The 15296-nt window shown below is 55.6% G+C and carries 16 protein-coding genes and 1 pseudogene; 5 read left to right on the forward strand and 12 right to left on the reverse strand.

All coding sequences use genetic code 11. The features are described from left to right. Window positions 1-132 precede the first annotated feature (132 nt). From AOA60_RS30095 to AOA60_RS32465, 5 genes and pseudogenes are all read left to right on the forward strand, one after another. A complete protein-coding gene (locus AOA60_RS30095) occupies window positions 133-882 on the forward strand; it encodes a metallophosphoesterase (RefSeq protein WP_099587366.1) in 750 nt (249 codons plus the stop codon). Between the two features lie 154 nt (window positions 883-1036). Further along, a pseudogene (locus AOA60_RS34085) lies at window positions 1037-1292 on the forward strand (type II toxin-antitoxin system RelE/ParE family toxin). Window positions 1293-1591: 299 nt separating this feature from the next. Beyond that, the gene (locus tag AOA60_RS30105; RefSeq protein ID WP_099587367.1) at window positions 1592-1807 is read left to right on the forward strand and encodes a hypothetical protein; all 216 of its coding nucleotides are present in this window, start codon (window positions 1592-1594) and stop codon (window positions 1805-1807) included. Window positions 1808-1989: 182 nt separating this feature from the next. Next, window positions 1990-3024, forward strand: coding sequence for a YaaC family protein (locus tag AOA60_RS30110; RefSeq protein WP_099587368.1), 1035 nt, complete (start codon window positions 1990-1992; stop codon window positions 3022-3024). Window positions 3025-3156: 132 nt separating this feature from the next. Continuing rightward, a complete protein-coding gene (locus AOA60_RS32465; RefSeq protein WP_143522604.1) occupies window positions 3157-4050 on the forward strand; it encodes a hypothetical protein in 894 nt (297 codons plus the stop codon). Between the two features lie 448 nt (window positions 4051-4498). Here the strand turns inward: AOA60_RS32465 and AOA60_RS32470 are convergent, their stop codons facing one another. From AOA60_RS32470 to AOA60_RS30165, 12 genes are all read right to left on the reverse strand, one after another. Further along, on the reverse strand, window positions 4499-5656 hold the full coding sequence (locus tag AOA60_RS32470) for a DUF3800 domain-containing protein (protein WP_143522605.1): 1158 nt from the start codon (window positions 5654-5656) through the stop codon (window positions 4499-4501). A 30-nt stretch (window positions 5657-5686) separates the two neighbouring features. Beyond that, window positions 5687-6481, reverse strand: coding sequence for a DNA adenine methylase (locus AOA60_RS30115; protein ID WP_099587369.1), 795 nt, complete (start codon window positions 6479-6481; stop codon window positions 5687-5689). 149 nt (window positions 6482-6630) lie between these two features. Beyond that, complete coding sequence (locus AOA60_RS30120) at window positions 6631-7173, reverse strand: lysis system i-spanin subunit Rz (protein WP_099587370.1); 543 nt, start codon at window positions 7171-7173, stop codon at window positions 6631-6633. After that, the gene (locus tag AOA60_RS30125) at window positions 7155-7718 is read right to left on the reverse strand and encodes a glycoside hydrolase family 19 protein (protein ID WP_099587371.1); all 564 of its coding nucleotides are present in this window, start codon (window positions 7716-7718) and stop codon (window positions 7155-7157) included. The genes AOA60_RS30120 and AOA60_RS30125 overlap by 19 nt, the downstream gene beginning before the upstream one ends. A gap of 63 nt (window positions 7719-7781) precedes the next feature. Beyond that, the gene (locus AOA60_RS30130; RefSeq protein ID WP_099587372.1) at window positions 7782-8825 is read right to left on the reverse strand and encodes a phage late control D family protein; all 1044 of its coding nucleotides are present in this window, start codon (window positions 8823-8825) and stop codon (window positions 7782-7784) included. 69 nt (window positions 8826-8894) lie between these two features. Continuing rightward, window positions 8895-9212 (reverse strand): hypothetical protein, encoded by a 318-nt coding sequence (locus AOA60_RS30135; RefSeq protein ID WP_099587373.1) that lies wholly within the window; start codon window positions 9210-9212, stop codon window positions 8895-8897. A 68-nt stretch (window positions 9213-9280) separates the two neighbouring features. Continuing rightward, window positions 9281-9487, reverse strand: a complete 207-nt coding sequence (locus AOA60_RS30140) for a tail protein X (protein ID WP_099587374.1) — start codon at window positions 9485-9487, stop codon at window positions 9281-9283. Further along, window positions 9462-10307, reverse strand: a complete 846-nt coding sequence (locus AOA60_RS30145; protein WP_099587375.1) for a phage tail protein — start codon at window positions 10305-10307, stop codon at window positions 9462-9464. The genes AOA60_RS30140 and AOA60_RS30145 overlap by 26 nt, the downstream gene beginning before the upstream one ends. A 9-nt stretch (window positions 10308-10316) precedes the next feature. After that, window positions 10317-12833: a phage tail tape measure protein gene (locus AOA60_RS30150; protein WP_099587376.1), complete on the reverse strand. Its 2517-nt coding sequence runs from the start codon at window positions 12831-12833 to the stop codon at window positions 10317-10319. A gap of 140 nt (window positions 12834-12973) precedes the next feature. Continuing rightward, window positions 12974-13579 (reverse strand): phage tail assembly protein, encoded by a 606-nt coding sequence (locus tag AOA60_RS34220; RefSeq protein ID WP_099587377.1) that lies wholly within the window; start codon window positions 13577-13579, stop codon window positions 12974-12976. A gap of 14 nt (window positions 13580-13593) precedes the next feature. After that, window positions 13594-14097 carry a phage major tail tube protein gene (locus AOA60_RS30160; RefSeq protein ID WP_099587378.1) on the reverse strand — a complete coding sequence of 168 codons (504 nt, stop codon included), beginning with the start codon at window positions 14095-14097 and terminating at the stop codon, window positions 13594-13596. A 13-nt stretch (window positions 14098-14110) separates the two neighbouring features. Beyond that, on the reverse strand, window positions 14111-15286 hold the full coding sequence (locus tag AOA60_RS30165) for a phage tail sheath family protein (protein ID WP_099587379.1): 1176 nt from the start codon (window positions 15284-15286) through the stop codon (window positions 14111-14113). Window positions 15287-15296: the final 10 nt, after the last annotated feature.

The following is a 15296-nucleotide window of genomic DNA, read 5'->3' on the forward strand; positions in this document are numbered from 1 at the left end:
GCGCAGGGAATTATGAAGCTTTGCTGGGCGACAGGTAGGGTTCAGGTTGCCTGATTTGGGGATGACGCCAGGTTTTCGCAGGCATTGGCAATGATATAGTCCGTTAACGTCCACCCCATCGAAGCCTTGAACATGTCCAGCATCAAAGTATTTGAATCCAACCCAAAGGGCCGCGACTTTGTGGTGGGTGATATTCACGGGCATTTCAAGCTACTCGCGTCACTCCTGGAAAAAGTAGACTTCAACACCCAACAGGATCGTTTGTTTTGTGTGGGCGATCTTATTGATAGAGGCCCTGACTCTATTGACGTGTTGAAGTGGCTCAGCGAACCATGGTTTTACGGCGTACGTGGCAACCACGAGCAGATGCTTATTGATTGCCTATCCGGTCGCGGCGACATCAACAGGCACACCCGAAACGGCGGAGCGTGGCTTTACGCGCTGTCGCCCAGCGTCCAGAACGAGATCTACAACCTACTGCAAACGCTCCCAGTCATGATTGAGGTCAACTTATCGGATGGTCGAAAAATCGGCATTGTCCATGCTGAAGCCTTTCTTTCATGTGCTACCCAAAGTTGGCAAGACGCCAAAGACGCTATCAGTGGCATGCGCGGAGAATCCGCCCAACAACAAGCGTTGAAAACCGCACTCTATGCCAGGGAAAGAATAGAACAGCAAAACCAGGCACCGATCATAGGTCTGGATAAGTTATATGTGGGCCACTCGACAGTCCCCCATGTGCATACATTGGGCAATGTCGTTTATATCGATACTGGTTGCTCTTTTTCGGACGGTACATTGAGCGTGATAGACATTGATACTGGAGAGGTTAGCCATGTAAGCATGCGTTTATTGCATGACTCTCTTGGCGCCGGGTCGTAATAGCGGACTCTGCTTTACGCCGACTACCCTAGGTAAAGAGTTTGGGTTCTACCCGCGTCACCGTGCGTGGCGCGGGATATCGGGGTCAGACCACGATACCCGGCTTTGCGTTGGCAGAGGAAAAGCAACGATTCACTCCCAAACACACCTCACAATTGAGTGGCTTAAAAAAGCACTCAAAAACCTGGAAGACGAAGCCAACTAATTCTCCTTGAAAATCAATAGCTTGATGATTATTTCTTCGGCGCTATTTGCACCAGCGTCGACAAACTGGCTCAGTTTCCCTCCATGGGCCGTGAAGGCAGGGTCAAAAACACCCGCGAATGGGCAGTACCCAACTGGTCTTATCTAATCCCGTACCGGGTAGGCGGTGATCGCCTGCAATTCTCGGCGTGCTTCATACACGGTAACGTCCCCGTACGAGGTGAACTGCACACCACCGACACCCAATACCCATCCCTGATAAACTGCACCCCATTCGCCTCGCTGACTCAGATTCCCCCATGCCCCTACAAACCGCCCCACTCTCCCGCCGCTTCTCCGTCGCCCCGATGATGGATTGGGCGTAGCCCCTCGCTTCCCTCCCGGCCAACCTGGCTCATCCCTCGAAACCATAATGCTTTGTAGCAATTTCTAAGCATGCATCAATTACCGCCCACAAAGCGCACTACCGGTACTATGCTTTGTCTTTTCGAAAGGAGTCGATGCTATGGCAGACGAATATTCGTTATCGGATGTGCTGGAGAGGATGTACCAGAATCAGCTCGGTCTGGAAGCAGCCTTGATGGAGCTGACGCTTCATGCTGAACAGCAAGGCTTGGCCGAAGTCGGCGACAACGTTCGGGGGGCCTTGTGGGCGATTGGAGAGAATGCTGGGCATATCAAGCAAGGGCTTGCCAGACTGAATGGAAAGAGCGAGGGCTAACCTGACGTTGTCTGTGCCAGATCAGGATTGTCCGGGATCCGTGAGAACGTAGTCCACATAAAGCAAGGCTTGACCCAGCTGTGTGATTAAAGGTCGAGAATAGGAACCGTCTGCTTCGTTCGCTTCATGGCGAACAAGATGCCAAAAGAACCGAAATCCATTTATATGAAGACCAGGTAAATATGGACAGTTGGGCACGATTATCATTGTATGAAAGCACGGACTTGGTGAAGGCTCTTTTTAATAAGAGACACTCAAGAACACTGAACACAGGCAAAGCCCAAGAAATAGTTTCCGCATTAGCACAGGGTCGCGAGTACTTCACTGCAGCTGCAGACGCAGGGCTATTGGTACGGCCAGTACTGCAATACTACGGAGTACTAGCTCTTAGCCGTGGGCTAATTTTGTTGCTATCGCCAAATCTCCGAGAAACATCGCTGCCTCAAGCACACGGTCTATCTAGCAATGGGTGGGGAGAAAAACTTTCAAAAAAACAACCTGGAGAGTTATCCGTAGCGGTGAATAATGGAACATTTCTATCATTGATGGAGCATACGGGAAACTTTGATACCCCTTGGGTATATACAGGGCCATATCCAAGCAAGCTGATATTGGCCAGAAGTTATCCGACAGCGTCGCTCGCCGAGGTCCGGATCACATTTGAAGAGGTGCTTTCAAGAACGCCTGAATTAAGAGAGATATTTGAGAAAACCTTTCAAAAAAGCGCCTCCAATTATCGTTCATTCATGTTTTCAATTGGAAACGCGCACACCGACATTGACATATTTCCTGGGATACACGGTCTTCCTGAAGAAGCTATTCTTAGGAAACAGCTTGCAATCCCGACCAGCTTAGAAATTACGCACACGTATAACCATAACTTCGTACACACAGACGGTCACTCTCACTACAGGCTGCCCCATCCAACGGACTCATCTTGGTTAGAGCTTCTGCCACAATTCGAAAACATTTCTGAGGCGCACTCAGCGTTAATTGCACCATTTCGAGACGATATTCATATTTCCAAAATTGGGCGCTACTTTCTTCTAGCCTTTTTCTTAGGAACTTTGTCGCGGTATCACCCTACCCATTGGCTTGGGATGATGCAGGGCCAACAGAATGGTGATTTCATAATGCCTGCAATACGAGAAGTGATGAATATAATTCAAGCAAATTACTGCGCACTGATAATCCGCGAACTTGAAGGGCTCTCTTGAGGCCACTCCCAGAACCATACCATCCGGCGGCCATAGACAGCATGAGTGCTGGGCTTTCGAATGCGAGAAACTCAGCCCACTTTTTTGTCATGCTATGATATGTAACACCTTAACAATCAAAGGACTTCAAAAATGGAAAACCGATTAGACATCTCGAACAGCCTTAACCAAGACTCAATTTTACAACGATACCTAGACCTGCCAAAGTTTCTCTTCCTACTCCAAAGCAACTCACTATTTCTTTCAAAAATGAGTAAATTTGAGGACCAGCTTGAAGGCGGACTCACAGCTAACGATTACTTAAAAACAACTGATGATGCTCCAATACTTGACTTGGCTTTAAATGGTCTCTTCCCCGTACCTAATGAACCCCCTTCTACCCGACAGGCTCGACTCGCAGAATGCGCCGTCATTGAAACCGCAATAAGCTCAAGTGAGTTTTCGACCCCATTTGGAAACTATCCTTGCAGCCAAGCCAAGACGATTTTCCCACGGTGCAGGGAGTGGCTATACGTCAGCTGTTGGCACCAATCAGATAACGAATGCGCTGCCATGTGGCCGCTGTATGGAGGTAAAAACTCCATCTGTATATTTACGACTGCGAAGCAAATTTTAGAGCAGATAACCGTCCCTCAAGAGCTAACCAAAGCAATACTTTCTCCAGTAAGTTACATCAATCATGATGCGGCTAGCTTCGACAACAAACAGCATGGACCGTTTACATCGAAATCACTTCCATATACATACGAGCGCGAGGTGCGACTGACAGCATGGAATCCTGAGATCAACCTAAATACGGAGAGAGAAAACCCCGGAGTTGGAGCAGTCGCGAAAATTTCCGACTTAGGAAAGCTTATTAATTATATTGTTGTTTCGCCAAAATCGGATGCTTGGTTCAAAGAGTCAATCGAGCTACTATGTCGCGACTATCACCTTGATGTAGAGATCCTGGATTCATCTTTGAAGCGAAAACCTCCGGCCTCCATCTATGACGTCTTAGCCCACATCCAAACACCTAACTGCTAGCAACACGGTTTTCTTCAACTGACACGCACCTTAGAAAGCACAGATATAGCCACGGTCATCTAGCTCGTCAGACAGTAGATTGAGCGCGGGTTGAGTCCCGGAAACTGTCTGTATTTTTATACAAATTGGACAAGCAGTAATGACTTCCACTATTCGCCAAAATCCCCGTCACAGGAATTATCAGCGGGATATTGACGGGGGGCGGATCGACCAGCAAGAGAACGAAGCGGCCCTTGCCACCATCGACTAAGCTCTGGCAGCGGTCAAGGCAAATAGTGGCTGGTGCGTTACGAATAACTTCTGTTATGTAAGAGTTGGCCCCAATACCTTGCCGGGGACAGGAGGCCTTTTTTTGGGGGGGGAATCGGACTATCTTCGCGGAACCTTCGACACGACGCGGAACGACAGCTGCCACAAACTTATCGCGACCCCATAGCTTGCAAACAAGTCAAATATAGTCTTCCCAACTAGTCCCTTTGAACATTCTCTTAGACGGAAACCCAGTCGTATGACTTAAATTCCAATGACCATCTCCGTCAGTCCAAACATACCTCAATTTCCCCAATAGGCTTGGATCAATATCACTTTCCACCATTCGCCCTTCCGCCCTACTTCCGACACAGTACAAATATCTAGCCACTAAAAAGCTAACCACATCTGCGATTTCTAGATAAAAGCTGTGTGACGGCGGTACAAATACGGGAGACATTACCGGCAAGCCGTTTGCAATCCGAGTCCATAACAGCGTCAAACGCCCACCATCAAACAAGTTTTTTGCCCAACCATCCGCCCCTGTCCTTTCGAAATAAAATTTAGGTGCAACTCCGCTAGCAGTGTACTCACTAACAACACGCATCAGCACAGAGCTATAGACACTATCTAATACGCTAGCCTTACCCCTACCCTTAGCATCCCCAAGCAGGATACTAACCGCATTATATACATTCAGATGGGACAAACTAGAAAACTTCCCTATCAATCTGGCGATTTCTCTTAATCCTTTGAGAGCTTGATCACCATTTAAATGGGAAAGATACTTATTTTTCCTACGCTTATCAGAGCTGAGCAATTCTGTTACGTGCAATACCCACTCGTCTGGACATACAGCCGGAGCAAGACGCGCCTTTATTTTACTGTATTCACGCTTAAACTTTTTCTCGCTTTTCTGCGCCCCTACAAACCCAACAAACGTATAGCAGAATATTGACTTACCATCAACAAAGCGAAAAGCTTCATCTCCAAAAATATCGGCGTCCCTGACATATTTAGCATTATGAATAGGCATTTGATATGGAGCGCCGCAAACAGTACAAAACGTCCCATAAGTCGCCTGCCTTAACAGTCCGCCCTCTACTTCAAACACTGATGATGGTGGAGTCTTGGCCAACCAATCCACACTAAAGTCATGCCCTTGATCACAGTGAAAATTTATCGCCAGCCACTCTTCTGGAACATGCTTTAACCTCACCTCACACTTATCATACTCTGTTTTTTTTAGAAACCTAATCGCCTCTTTATTTATCCAACTATTACGATCCAACTTAAGATCTCTAACCAGATGATTTACGCTATCATACATCGGTACAGCGCTCTCCAAATTCTCCATACCCCCCCCCAAAAAGCCTAATACAACAGACTAAAATAGACCTCCAAATACTGATGGAGACCAATTCATTATAACCAACTCTCCGCACACCTCGGCCTTGCCCTGTCGTTGATTAGTGTTGCTGTAGCGGATGTCCAGCGTCTCGAAATGAAAACCGTCAAACACCCGCCGGATGTCCGGGTGGTCGTTGATGCTGACCATCACCTTCCCCTTAGAGCTCCGCATGAAATCAGCCATCCGCTCATAGTTTTCAAAAGGAAAATCTACGCCATACCCCGCCGTCTGCCAGTAAGGCGGATCCATGTAGTGAAAGGTGTGCGCACGGTCGTAACGTTCGGCGCAGTCCAACCAGGGCAGGTTTTCAACGTAAGTGCCGGACAACCGTTGCCACGCTGCAGACAAGTTCTCCTCGATCCGCAGCAGGTTGATTGCCGGTCCAGTCGTCGCGGTGCCGAAAGTCTGCCCTGTCACCTTGCCGGCAAAGGCATGGTGCTGCAGGTAGAAGAATCGAGCGGCACGCTGGATGTCGGTGAGGGTTTCAGGGCGGGTCATCTTCTGCCACTCGAACACCTGGCGGGAACTGAGCGCCCATTTGAACTGGCGCACAAATTCTTCCAGGTGGTTTTGTACTACGCGGTAGAGCGTCACCAGGTCGCCGTTGATGTCGTTGAGGACCTCAACGGGCGCGGCCTGGGGACGCATGAAGTAGAGCGCAGCTCCGCCGGCAAAGACTTCAACGTAGCATTCGTGGGGTGGGAAGAGAGGGATAAGGCGGTCGGCCAGGCGGCGTTTGCCGCCCATCCAAGGGATGATGGGTGTGGACATATAAAAGCAAGACCTTTGCTGTATGGATAAACAGTGCTAGGCTCGCTCCGCTTTGTGCACGAAGCAGGAGCCTTGGCTGGACTTGCAGGGACGTTCTGCGGGGAAGGTGGCCGGGTTGGATGTTGACGCATCCTGCCCGGCCGCTCCTTTTACTTCGGTGTAGAAACTTCTTTTGCGTAGGCCTGACAGGCCCGCAAGGCGATCAATCCTTGGTCGCCGGCATCGGTGATGTCGATAATTCGTTGAGCATGCGCTGGGTCAAGTTGGACTCTTGTGGGGCCATGAACCACGCGGCCGGTGGCGGTGGTGGTTGGCACTGTACAGCCGCTGGTGGTATCGGTGGCGGCGAGAACGACTGACAGCCGCAGATCAGCAGTAGCCAGGCGATCACGCAGGCGAGCCTGTTTCGTTTGCTCATCGGTCAATTCCTTGTGGTGGGTTTCATCTTTGCTCTGCAGGCGCCGCTCCAGTGCAAGGCGCTTGTCCTGCTCAACACGTTGCAGGCTGGCAGATGCCTGGGCCAGCTCGTTGAGGGTGTCGGCCTGGAGGCGCGCTTGGCGCTCCAATTGCTGACCGTACCGCCAGCCTTGGACGGTCCAGGCCAATGCAGCAGATCCGGCGGCCAACATCACCAGCAGCAGGCCGACCGCCGCAATCCGGTATTGCACGGGGATCAGATCGAAGAGACGCATAACACCGCCCTCGCCCTGGCCCACAGTTGCAGCCGATCCTCCAGGCCATTGAGGCCGCCGTTGATCCGCCGGGTGATGGTGTTGAATTGCTCTTGGTCCGCGAGCGCGTTTAATCCATTTATCGACCAGAACCACGCGGCCGACTCAGCGGCCCATTGCGGCAGCTCAAGCAGCTCCGGCGTGCGCAGCAATCGCTCATCGCCGAACAGTGCCAGGCTGCAGCGCAGGTAGTTGTCGTGGCCGGTGATCTGGATCAGCCCACGACCTCGATAGCGTTGGCCGTCACCATCGGCTGCCGGCGTGTTCCCCAGCTTGGCGGCCAGCGGGCCGGTGTCGTACTTGCTGAGATACTGATCGCCCCCCAGTTCACGCACGTATTGCAGTTGGCCCGACTCGTGGCCGATCTGGGCGAGGAACGCCGCCTGCCGCTTCGGCGTATCGATCTTGCGATTGATCATGGCCGCGTTGAGCGCGGACACAAAAACGCCCGCTTGGCGGCGGGCGTTGGGCATGATGCGTTGGAGTTGTTGCTCGGTGATGGACATCGCTTTTTCCCAGACAAAAAAATACCGCTCGATGGCGGCGGGGGGTGAAGCAGGTACGGCCAGTTACAGCTCTAGGACTTTGACCTCCTTGGACTTCTTCTTTTTCTTGCCGGACGCCTTGGCCTTACCCTTCTTCCCTGCGTTGCACTCGACCGTGGTGCTCCAGCCTGACTGGGTGAACACCTGCTCCACGGAGCCGACCAGGAACTCCCCGTCCAATCCGTCCTTGAAGCCCTGCGCGTCGATCTGTCGTTCTGCAAATAGGTCCGTGCGCCCCACCATCTCTAACCGAACCTCGGCGGTCGAGCGGTTGAACGCCGCGAGCCGGGCCTTAACGGCTTGTTCAGCGGCGGATTTGTTCGGGTGGATGTGACGGTCGGTATGAACCGGCGGCAAACCTGGCGGCGCGTCGTCGTTGTCCAGGGTCAAGTTGACCAGTTCGCCGGTTTTCTTGTCCTGGTACTTGGCCTTGACGGCCTTCTGAGTGGTGCGGTCGGGGAAGCGGAATTGCCAGCGGCTGACGTCACTGCGCCTGAGAGTGATCGCTGGCAGGTTCTTGCCACTGGCGGTCTGCCCACTTTGGCGAGGCAACACCAGCAGCTTGCTATCGGCGACCTTGGCCGTGCAGTCGTGATCTTTGGCGAGCCGGGTGATGAAGTTGTAGTCCGACTCATTCATCTGATCAGCTCTGGGCACGACCGTGGCGACCGGACATTCAGGCTTCCATCCATTGCGCGCAGCAAGGTCGCTGACGATCTTCGACAGCGGCACATTCTCCCAACTGCCGCTACGGGTGGTCTTGCCGCTGCCGCGCATGTCGCTGGCCTTACCGCGAATGACAAGGGTATCAGGCGGGCCGGAGACCTCGATGTCGTCGACCGTGTAGCGGCCGACGCGGGCAAGTGCTTTGCTGTCGTAGCCCAGGTAGATCTGTATGGCAGCTCCTTTTTTGGGGAGGGACACAGCACCGTCGCGGTCATCGATGCGCAGCTCGAACTCGTCGGACTCCATGCCAGGTTTGTCGAGTGTGCGTAGCAACAACAGGCGGTCGTTGATCAACGCCGTAATGTCAGCGCCGTCGGCGACGATCCGAAAGATTGGCTTCAAAAGTAAACCTCCAAAACAACAAAGCCCCGCACGATGGCGGGGCTGGAAGTGGTATTGCGAACGGCGACGTCAGTCCTCGACAATCAACCGGTTGTCGCTGATCTCGACGTAGCTTTGGCAAACAGGGCAATCAATGCCTTCAACCTTGGGCTCAATCAACAGCGTCTGGGTACACACAGGGCAGTCACCGACCTTCTGCTTTTCCCTGAGACCGAAGGTTTTCCACACCATCGCCAGGAACACGCCGGCAGCCATGAACCAACCGACAATCGGAATGAATGCCAAAAGAATGCACGCAATCAGACCGAAGACAAACCAGTTTGAGCGGTAGCTAAGCTCACCCCAAAAACTGCGTTTGACCAGCCGAATTTCGCTGACTCTTTCCATAGAAGACTCCATCCATGCAAATAAACGAAGGAGTCTATCAGCGCGTCGATTTTATGGGCAACGAGCCATCAGTCCCACAACTGCACTTGCTCGACCACTGACGGTTCGATATCGGGAAAGGTGATCAGCAGCCCGGTACGCAACGGTTGCGGCTCATCCGCCAGCAGCCGATTCGCGGCAAGCACCGCCTCGACCGTGCCATTGAGGTGCCCATAATGCTGGTAACACAACGTATCCAGCAGGTCACCGTCAGACGTTCTGCATATCATCGCCATAGCGCGAGAACTCCAAACTAAAGGTTTGCTTGCGCGGGATCCCGCCGGCCAGCAGCGCGCCCTGCTCTTCCTCCATGCTGCGTAGGCACCAGGTGCCGAGGACAACGCCGTAGCCAGTGGTCAGATTCAACGGCAGCAACTGCCCGCCGATTGAACGCAGTGTGTCGAGTTGCTTAAGCCCACCTTTGAACGTGGGGAAAATCACACCCTTCAGACTGAGCTTATCTTCCCCTATGCCCACTGCTTGCTGCGCCGGCCGACGACTGAGGCGCTCTTGCGAGGCCCAGCGGAATTCCGTCTGCCGGCGTAGCTCGTTAAACGCTGCGGTGTCCAGATTGAAGTAGAACGGCTGCGCATTCGCCTGCAGCGGCTGCAGGATCAGCAGGTGCGGAAACGGTTTGACCGCTTCCGCCAGGGGCGTGGCATTGGGCGCCAATGCGCTGGTAGGCAAGATGTTCGCCAGGCGCGGACTGACCTTGCCAGCGATCTGATTGATCGCGGTGCTGGCCCTAGCAGCTTGTTCCTTCAACGTGCCCAAGCGCTCGTCAATTGCCGACAACGCACGCGTGGCTTTGCTATAGGTCGCCAGCACCGTACCGACCTTGGACTGCGCCGCGTTGATCCCGCGCATAACCCGCTGCAGCTTCTCGCCGACACCGGGTGGCACTCCGGGAATGCTGGACAGTTCATCAGCCGCCCCGCTGATTTCGCCAATGGCACCGTTCACAGGGCCGATCATATCGTCGATGCTGTGGCGGCCCGCCTCCCCGGCCTGGACCAGGGATTTGAAGCCCGATTGCAGTTGCTCCATGTAAGCCATGACAACTCCTTAAACGTGAGGGGCATCGAACAGGTTGCGCCGCCCCTGCTCCCGGCTGAACTCCTCGAACATCTGACGCAGGTGCGGCATCATTTCCTGCGCGAGCTGCCGTGGATCCTTGACGTCGCCGTGCACGGTCACCGGCATGGTTGGGGAAAACGTCCACTGTTGATCAACCCGAGGGGGTTCCGGTTTCGCGGCGAGTCCAGCAGCCAGCACAGCCGGAGCCGTAGTTGCTGTGGGAGCCGCCGCCAACGAACGCGAGACATCCCCCAAGGCGGGCCCCGGTGCTGCCGGCGCTTTAAGCATCAACGGGCCGGACGATAGCGAAGGCGCCAGGTGCGCCAGACGTGGCATAACTGCCGCACCTGGCGCTGGCAACCGCAACGGCGAAGGCTGAGCCAGACGCTCTACAGGTGTGTCTGGCCCGCCAAAAGCGGCTTTACCCACCGCCCCGCCCAACTCGCCGCCGCCCCAACTGCCGAGGAAGCCGCCGATCAATCCGCCAACGACGGTGCCGATCACCGGCACCACCGAACCGATCGCGGCGCCCGCTGCAGCACCGGCCAATGTTCCGGCCAAGGTGCCAGCGGCATTACCGTAGCCCTCGGCCTTTTCATCGCGGGTCTCGGCGTTTTGATAGGTATCAGCAGCGATCAAACCCGCCTCGATCAGTGCCATAGGCGCGCCAACCTTGGCGAACCCGAGCCCCTTACCCATCATGGCCTTGGGGGCGAACCGGCTGGCCGTTGCGCCAATCGGCGCCGAAGGTGCAGCGGTACTGACGGGAGCGCCTCGGCCACCGCGACCACGTTTGCCCTTGCCGCGACGCCGCTTTCCATCACCTACATCGACCCCGCCACCGCTGCTGGAAGGGTTCGTGACAAACACTCGTTGGATCACGTTTGGATTGCCCATCAGCGAGCCGCGAGCAACATTCATCAAGCCTTTGCCGATCTTGATCGCATTGATCGCAGCGCCCAGGCCAACAACACCCGCAGCCAGCACGGCCGCCCCGCTGACCACTGTCGGAAACCGACCTGCCAACTCGCCAAGCCCATAGGCCACTTTCGCCAGCCCGTCTGCCGCCACATCCGTCAGCGGCCGTAATGCATCACCGATGCGGGTCATCGAGGATTCAATGCCGGCTGTCGCCGTTGCCCACTTCCGGTTGGACGTCTCCCGCGCCTTCGCCGCGTCCGATTCGATCTTGGCCTTGCCGTCCGTTTTCTCGATGGTCGACATGTCCGTCTTGATCTTTTCGCCGTATTTGATCTGCGCGAGCAGGCCCGCACTGGCGCTCTGATCGCTGACAATGGTTGCCAGACCAGCCGCTTCGGTGAGCGCGATCATGGCCTGCGCTTCCTCTTGGCTGCCATCGACTGAGCTTTTGATTTTCTCCTTGAGGGCCTCGATTTTCTTGGCCTTGGCCGGATCCTGCTTTTTGATCAACTGCTCACTGAGCATGATGAACGCGTCGACAGGATTCGCCGCCTTGCCACTTTTCGTCGCCGCGTTGATCGAGCCGGCCAAGTCATAGCCTTCCTTGGCAAACCGTTCCTGGCTGGTGCTGCTGATCACTGCGTTGAGCAGGTTGTTCATGTTAGTGGCTGCAGCCGCCGCGTCCTGGGTTTGCGAATACTGCGACTGCAGACTGGCACCCAGAAAGCGCACAGCCTCCGGGCCTTCCATACCCAAGCGCCTGATGTTGCCAAGCATGGCGGGCAAGTACTTTGCCATTTCCTTGGGGCCGAACGCGCCGATGTCTCCGGCCGCTGCTACCTGGCCCAGCATCGCAGCCATGTCGCCCTGCTTGACCCCGGCTTCCTTGAAAGAGTTGATCAGAGTCGCGATTGTTTCGGGCTCCATGCCCTGACCGTCGATAAGGTCCGCGATCTGCCCGGCATAGGAGGTGGCCACGTCCCAGTCCACGCCCTTTTCGATCAAGGCACCAACCGACTTCGCGAGCAGTTGCTGGCTCATGCCTTTCTCTGCCGCGACCTTGCTGATGCTCGCCGCCAGCTCAGCCTCATCGCCGGTACCGGCGGTGTGCGCCCACAACGACATCTGGCGAATCTGCGCCTGATAATCGCCAGAGATCTTGGTCGGGATCGCCAACGACCCTGTCAGCACAGCGGCCTGGCCCAGAGAACTCTTCATCCCCTCCTTGCCCTGCTGGATCTGCGTATGGCCCAGCGCCTTGAGTTCGGCGCCCCGCGCTACTTTGCCGAGGGCCTGGTATTCCCTACGCAATTTGCCGACCTCAATGCCCTGTTCCTTCAGGGTTTTGAGATTGCCCTCCAGCTTTTTCAGCAGGTCACCGGCCGAGGCTGAGCCGGTGTCGTGGGCTTTTTTCCATTCGTCCCGCAGGCGAATCGTGTCGCCGATGGTGCTCTGCAGCACGCGGGCCTTGGTGCCGGTTTCGCCGAGTTTCTTGATGCGGCCTTCAACGTCCTTGAAGGCGGCGCCGACCGTGGAGCTGACGACGCCGCCGATGACCAGGCCAAGCGCCAGGTTGTTTGCCATGAGAACACTCCAGGCAGGGATGTGGGGCTCAGTCCATGAGCCACCAGATCATCGTGGAAAAGGGCATGGTCTCGATTTCGTGGGCGGCAAATGAAAACTGCGTAGCCAAGCGTTTCGCGACCTGCTTCTGCAGTTCGGCGTTAAACCCCGTCGTCCTGCACCAGGCGAAAGTAGGCGGCTTGCAGCCGCTGGTAGTCCGTCAGCTTGAGCCCCTCCAGATCCTTGGTGTCGGACTCAGACAGGTTGGCCAGGAGGAGTGTCTCGCGCTGATCGTCGTCACCATTGGACGCCGAGGTCGCAGCACGCACGTCACGTACAGTCGGTGCGCGCAACATCAGTCGGTCGTGCTTGATGTCTTTGATGTCATAGGGTCTGGACAGCGTGACGATGGCGCCGTCCGGGCCGACGACCAACCAAGTCGGGATCTGGTCGTTTTTCTCGGGCATCCCGGCATCCAGCAGCAATTGCGAATATGCCGTCTGCACCCGTGCGTAGTCCGTCATTTTGAGCCCATCGATGTCCTTGGTACCGACGTCGGTAAGCGAGGCGAACAAGGTCACCTCACGCAACACGACGTCAGCGCCACCGATTGCGTCAGAGGCACGCACCTCGCGCAACGTCGGAGCGCGCAGGGTCAACTGGTCGACCGTGACGCCATTGACATCACTTGGGCGGGTCAGGTTGATCGTCGCGCAGTCAGTGCCAATGGTGAGCCAGGAAGGCAGCTCTTTGAGTTTTCTTTTCATGAGAAATATCTCCCTTACATGCCCAGGTCGCGGCGGACGCTGGCAAGTTGATCCACACCATTGATGACCCGCACGCAGTTGATCGGGTCGATTTCGTACATCAGGCGGCCAGCGACTTCGAGCTTGTAATAGCTGACAGCCACGGAGTACTTGAACTCCCCGGCCTCACCTGCTTTCCAGTCGCCCGGATCAATCTCTTTGAGCATGCCGCGCAGGGTGGCGACCACTGCCGTGGTCGCGCCTTTCTGGCCTTTGAAGGAACCCCGGAAAACCGCGTTGAACGCAGTTTGGTCAGCCAGGCCGTAAAACTTCATGATCTCGGGGCGCGCACCTTTGCCAGCAAAACTGGACTCCAGTTTTTCCATACCCTGATCCATCTCCACCGGGGCATCCATGCCACCAGCGCGATGCTCCTCGGTTTTCAAGGTGAGCTTGGGGAGCGTTAGGCTGGTGATTTCCCCGTTGAAGCTGAGGCCATCGATATGGGCGTTCATGTTGTAGAGCGTTTGCGGAACCATCGAGGGCTCTCCTTTATGCGTTGGTATCGAGGACTTCGGTCAGCCACTGGTTGGTGACCTCGACCCGGAAGTTGGGGTTTTCTGCCGGCGGCACGTCGGTAAAACGAATGTTCCAGTACACCTTGCCCTGCTCCAGCTGACTGGCCGTATTCAACTCAGGGTCGGCGAACACCTCGAAATTGATCACCGCGCCCTGATTTTTCAGGTCGCGCATAAAGGCCTGCAGGCCGTTCGTGACGTCGCTGACGTAGGTCTTGGTGATCGAGCGATCGACTGCCCATTTATGCCCGTACAGGATCGCGTCCATGACGATGTCCATGGTCCGCACACGGGTGACGAACGCCCACTTCGGATCGCTGGAACAAGTGCGGTTGCCCCACAGGCGATACCCGTCATCGCGGATGATCGTGGTGATCTGCGCGTTGTTGAGCAGGTTGGCCCGGCAGGTTTCGTCGCCGTCGAGGAATTCGATAGGCCGGCCGGTACCAGTGACGCCGACAAACTCTTTGTTCGAAGGCGAGGCCCAGAAGCCGTACTCCGAGTCAGTCCAGGCGAAGAGCCCGGCAACCCAGGCAGAACCCGGTGCATCGACGGTGACACTGAGTGCGGTGTCCCAGTACTGCACGCCAGGGTCGACCAGGAACACGCGCTTGCTGCCGAAGTTTTCGCGGTATTCCATGGCGGCTTCGTCGGTAGTGTTGGGGCCGTCGATGATTGCCAGGGCGCGTAGCTTATCGCTCAGCGCTTCAAGCGCCGTAGCGACGGGCAACGTCGCGGTGTGTTTGGGTACGATCAGCAAGCGCGGCTGCGCGTTGAAGCGACTCTTGCCATCGAGCAGTGCCTGCATGCCGGTGCGAGTGCCATTCGCCAGAACACCGCCAATGATGGCCGAGGTCTGCGCGGCGGCGTCTGCCACCTTCTCCACACCACAGGCGACAATCACCGCCTTGGAGCGAACGTAGATCGCCTGGATCGCCTTGGTGATTGCCGCGTCTGCGCCCCAGGCGGCAATGGCTTCGCTTTCGCGAGTGATCAGCATCAACTGATTGGGCAAGGCACCGGCAGCGGGGCCTGGGGTGAAGGTGTCGCAGAGACCAATGATCGACGACGACGGCACGGCGATAGGCCGCGTGCCAGTGTCGACATTAGTCACGGTGACGCCGTGAAAAAAACCACCTGCAGTACTCATGGTTGAACTC

The organism is Pseudomonas sp. 2822-17, from assembly GCF_002742485.1.
In the GTDB taxonomy this organism is placed as follows: domain Bacteria; phylum Pseudomonadota; class Gammaproteobacteria; order Pseudomonadales; family Pseudomonadaceae; genus Aquipseudomonas; species Aquipseudomonas cyclaminis.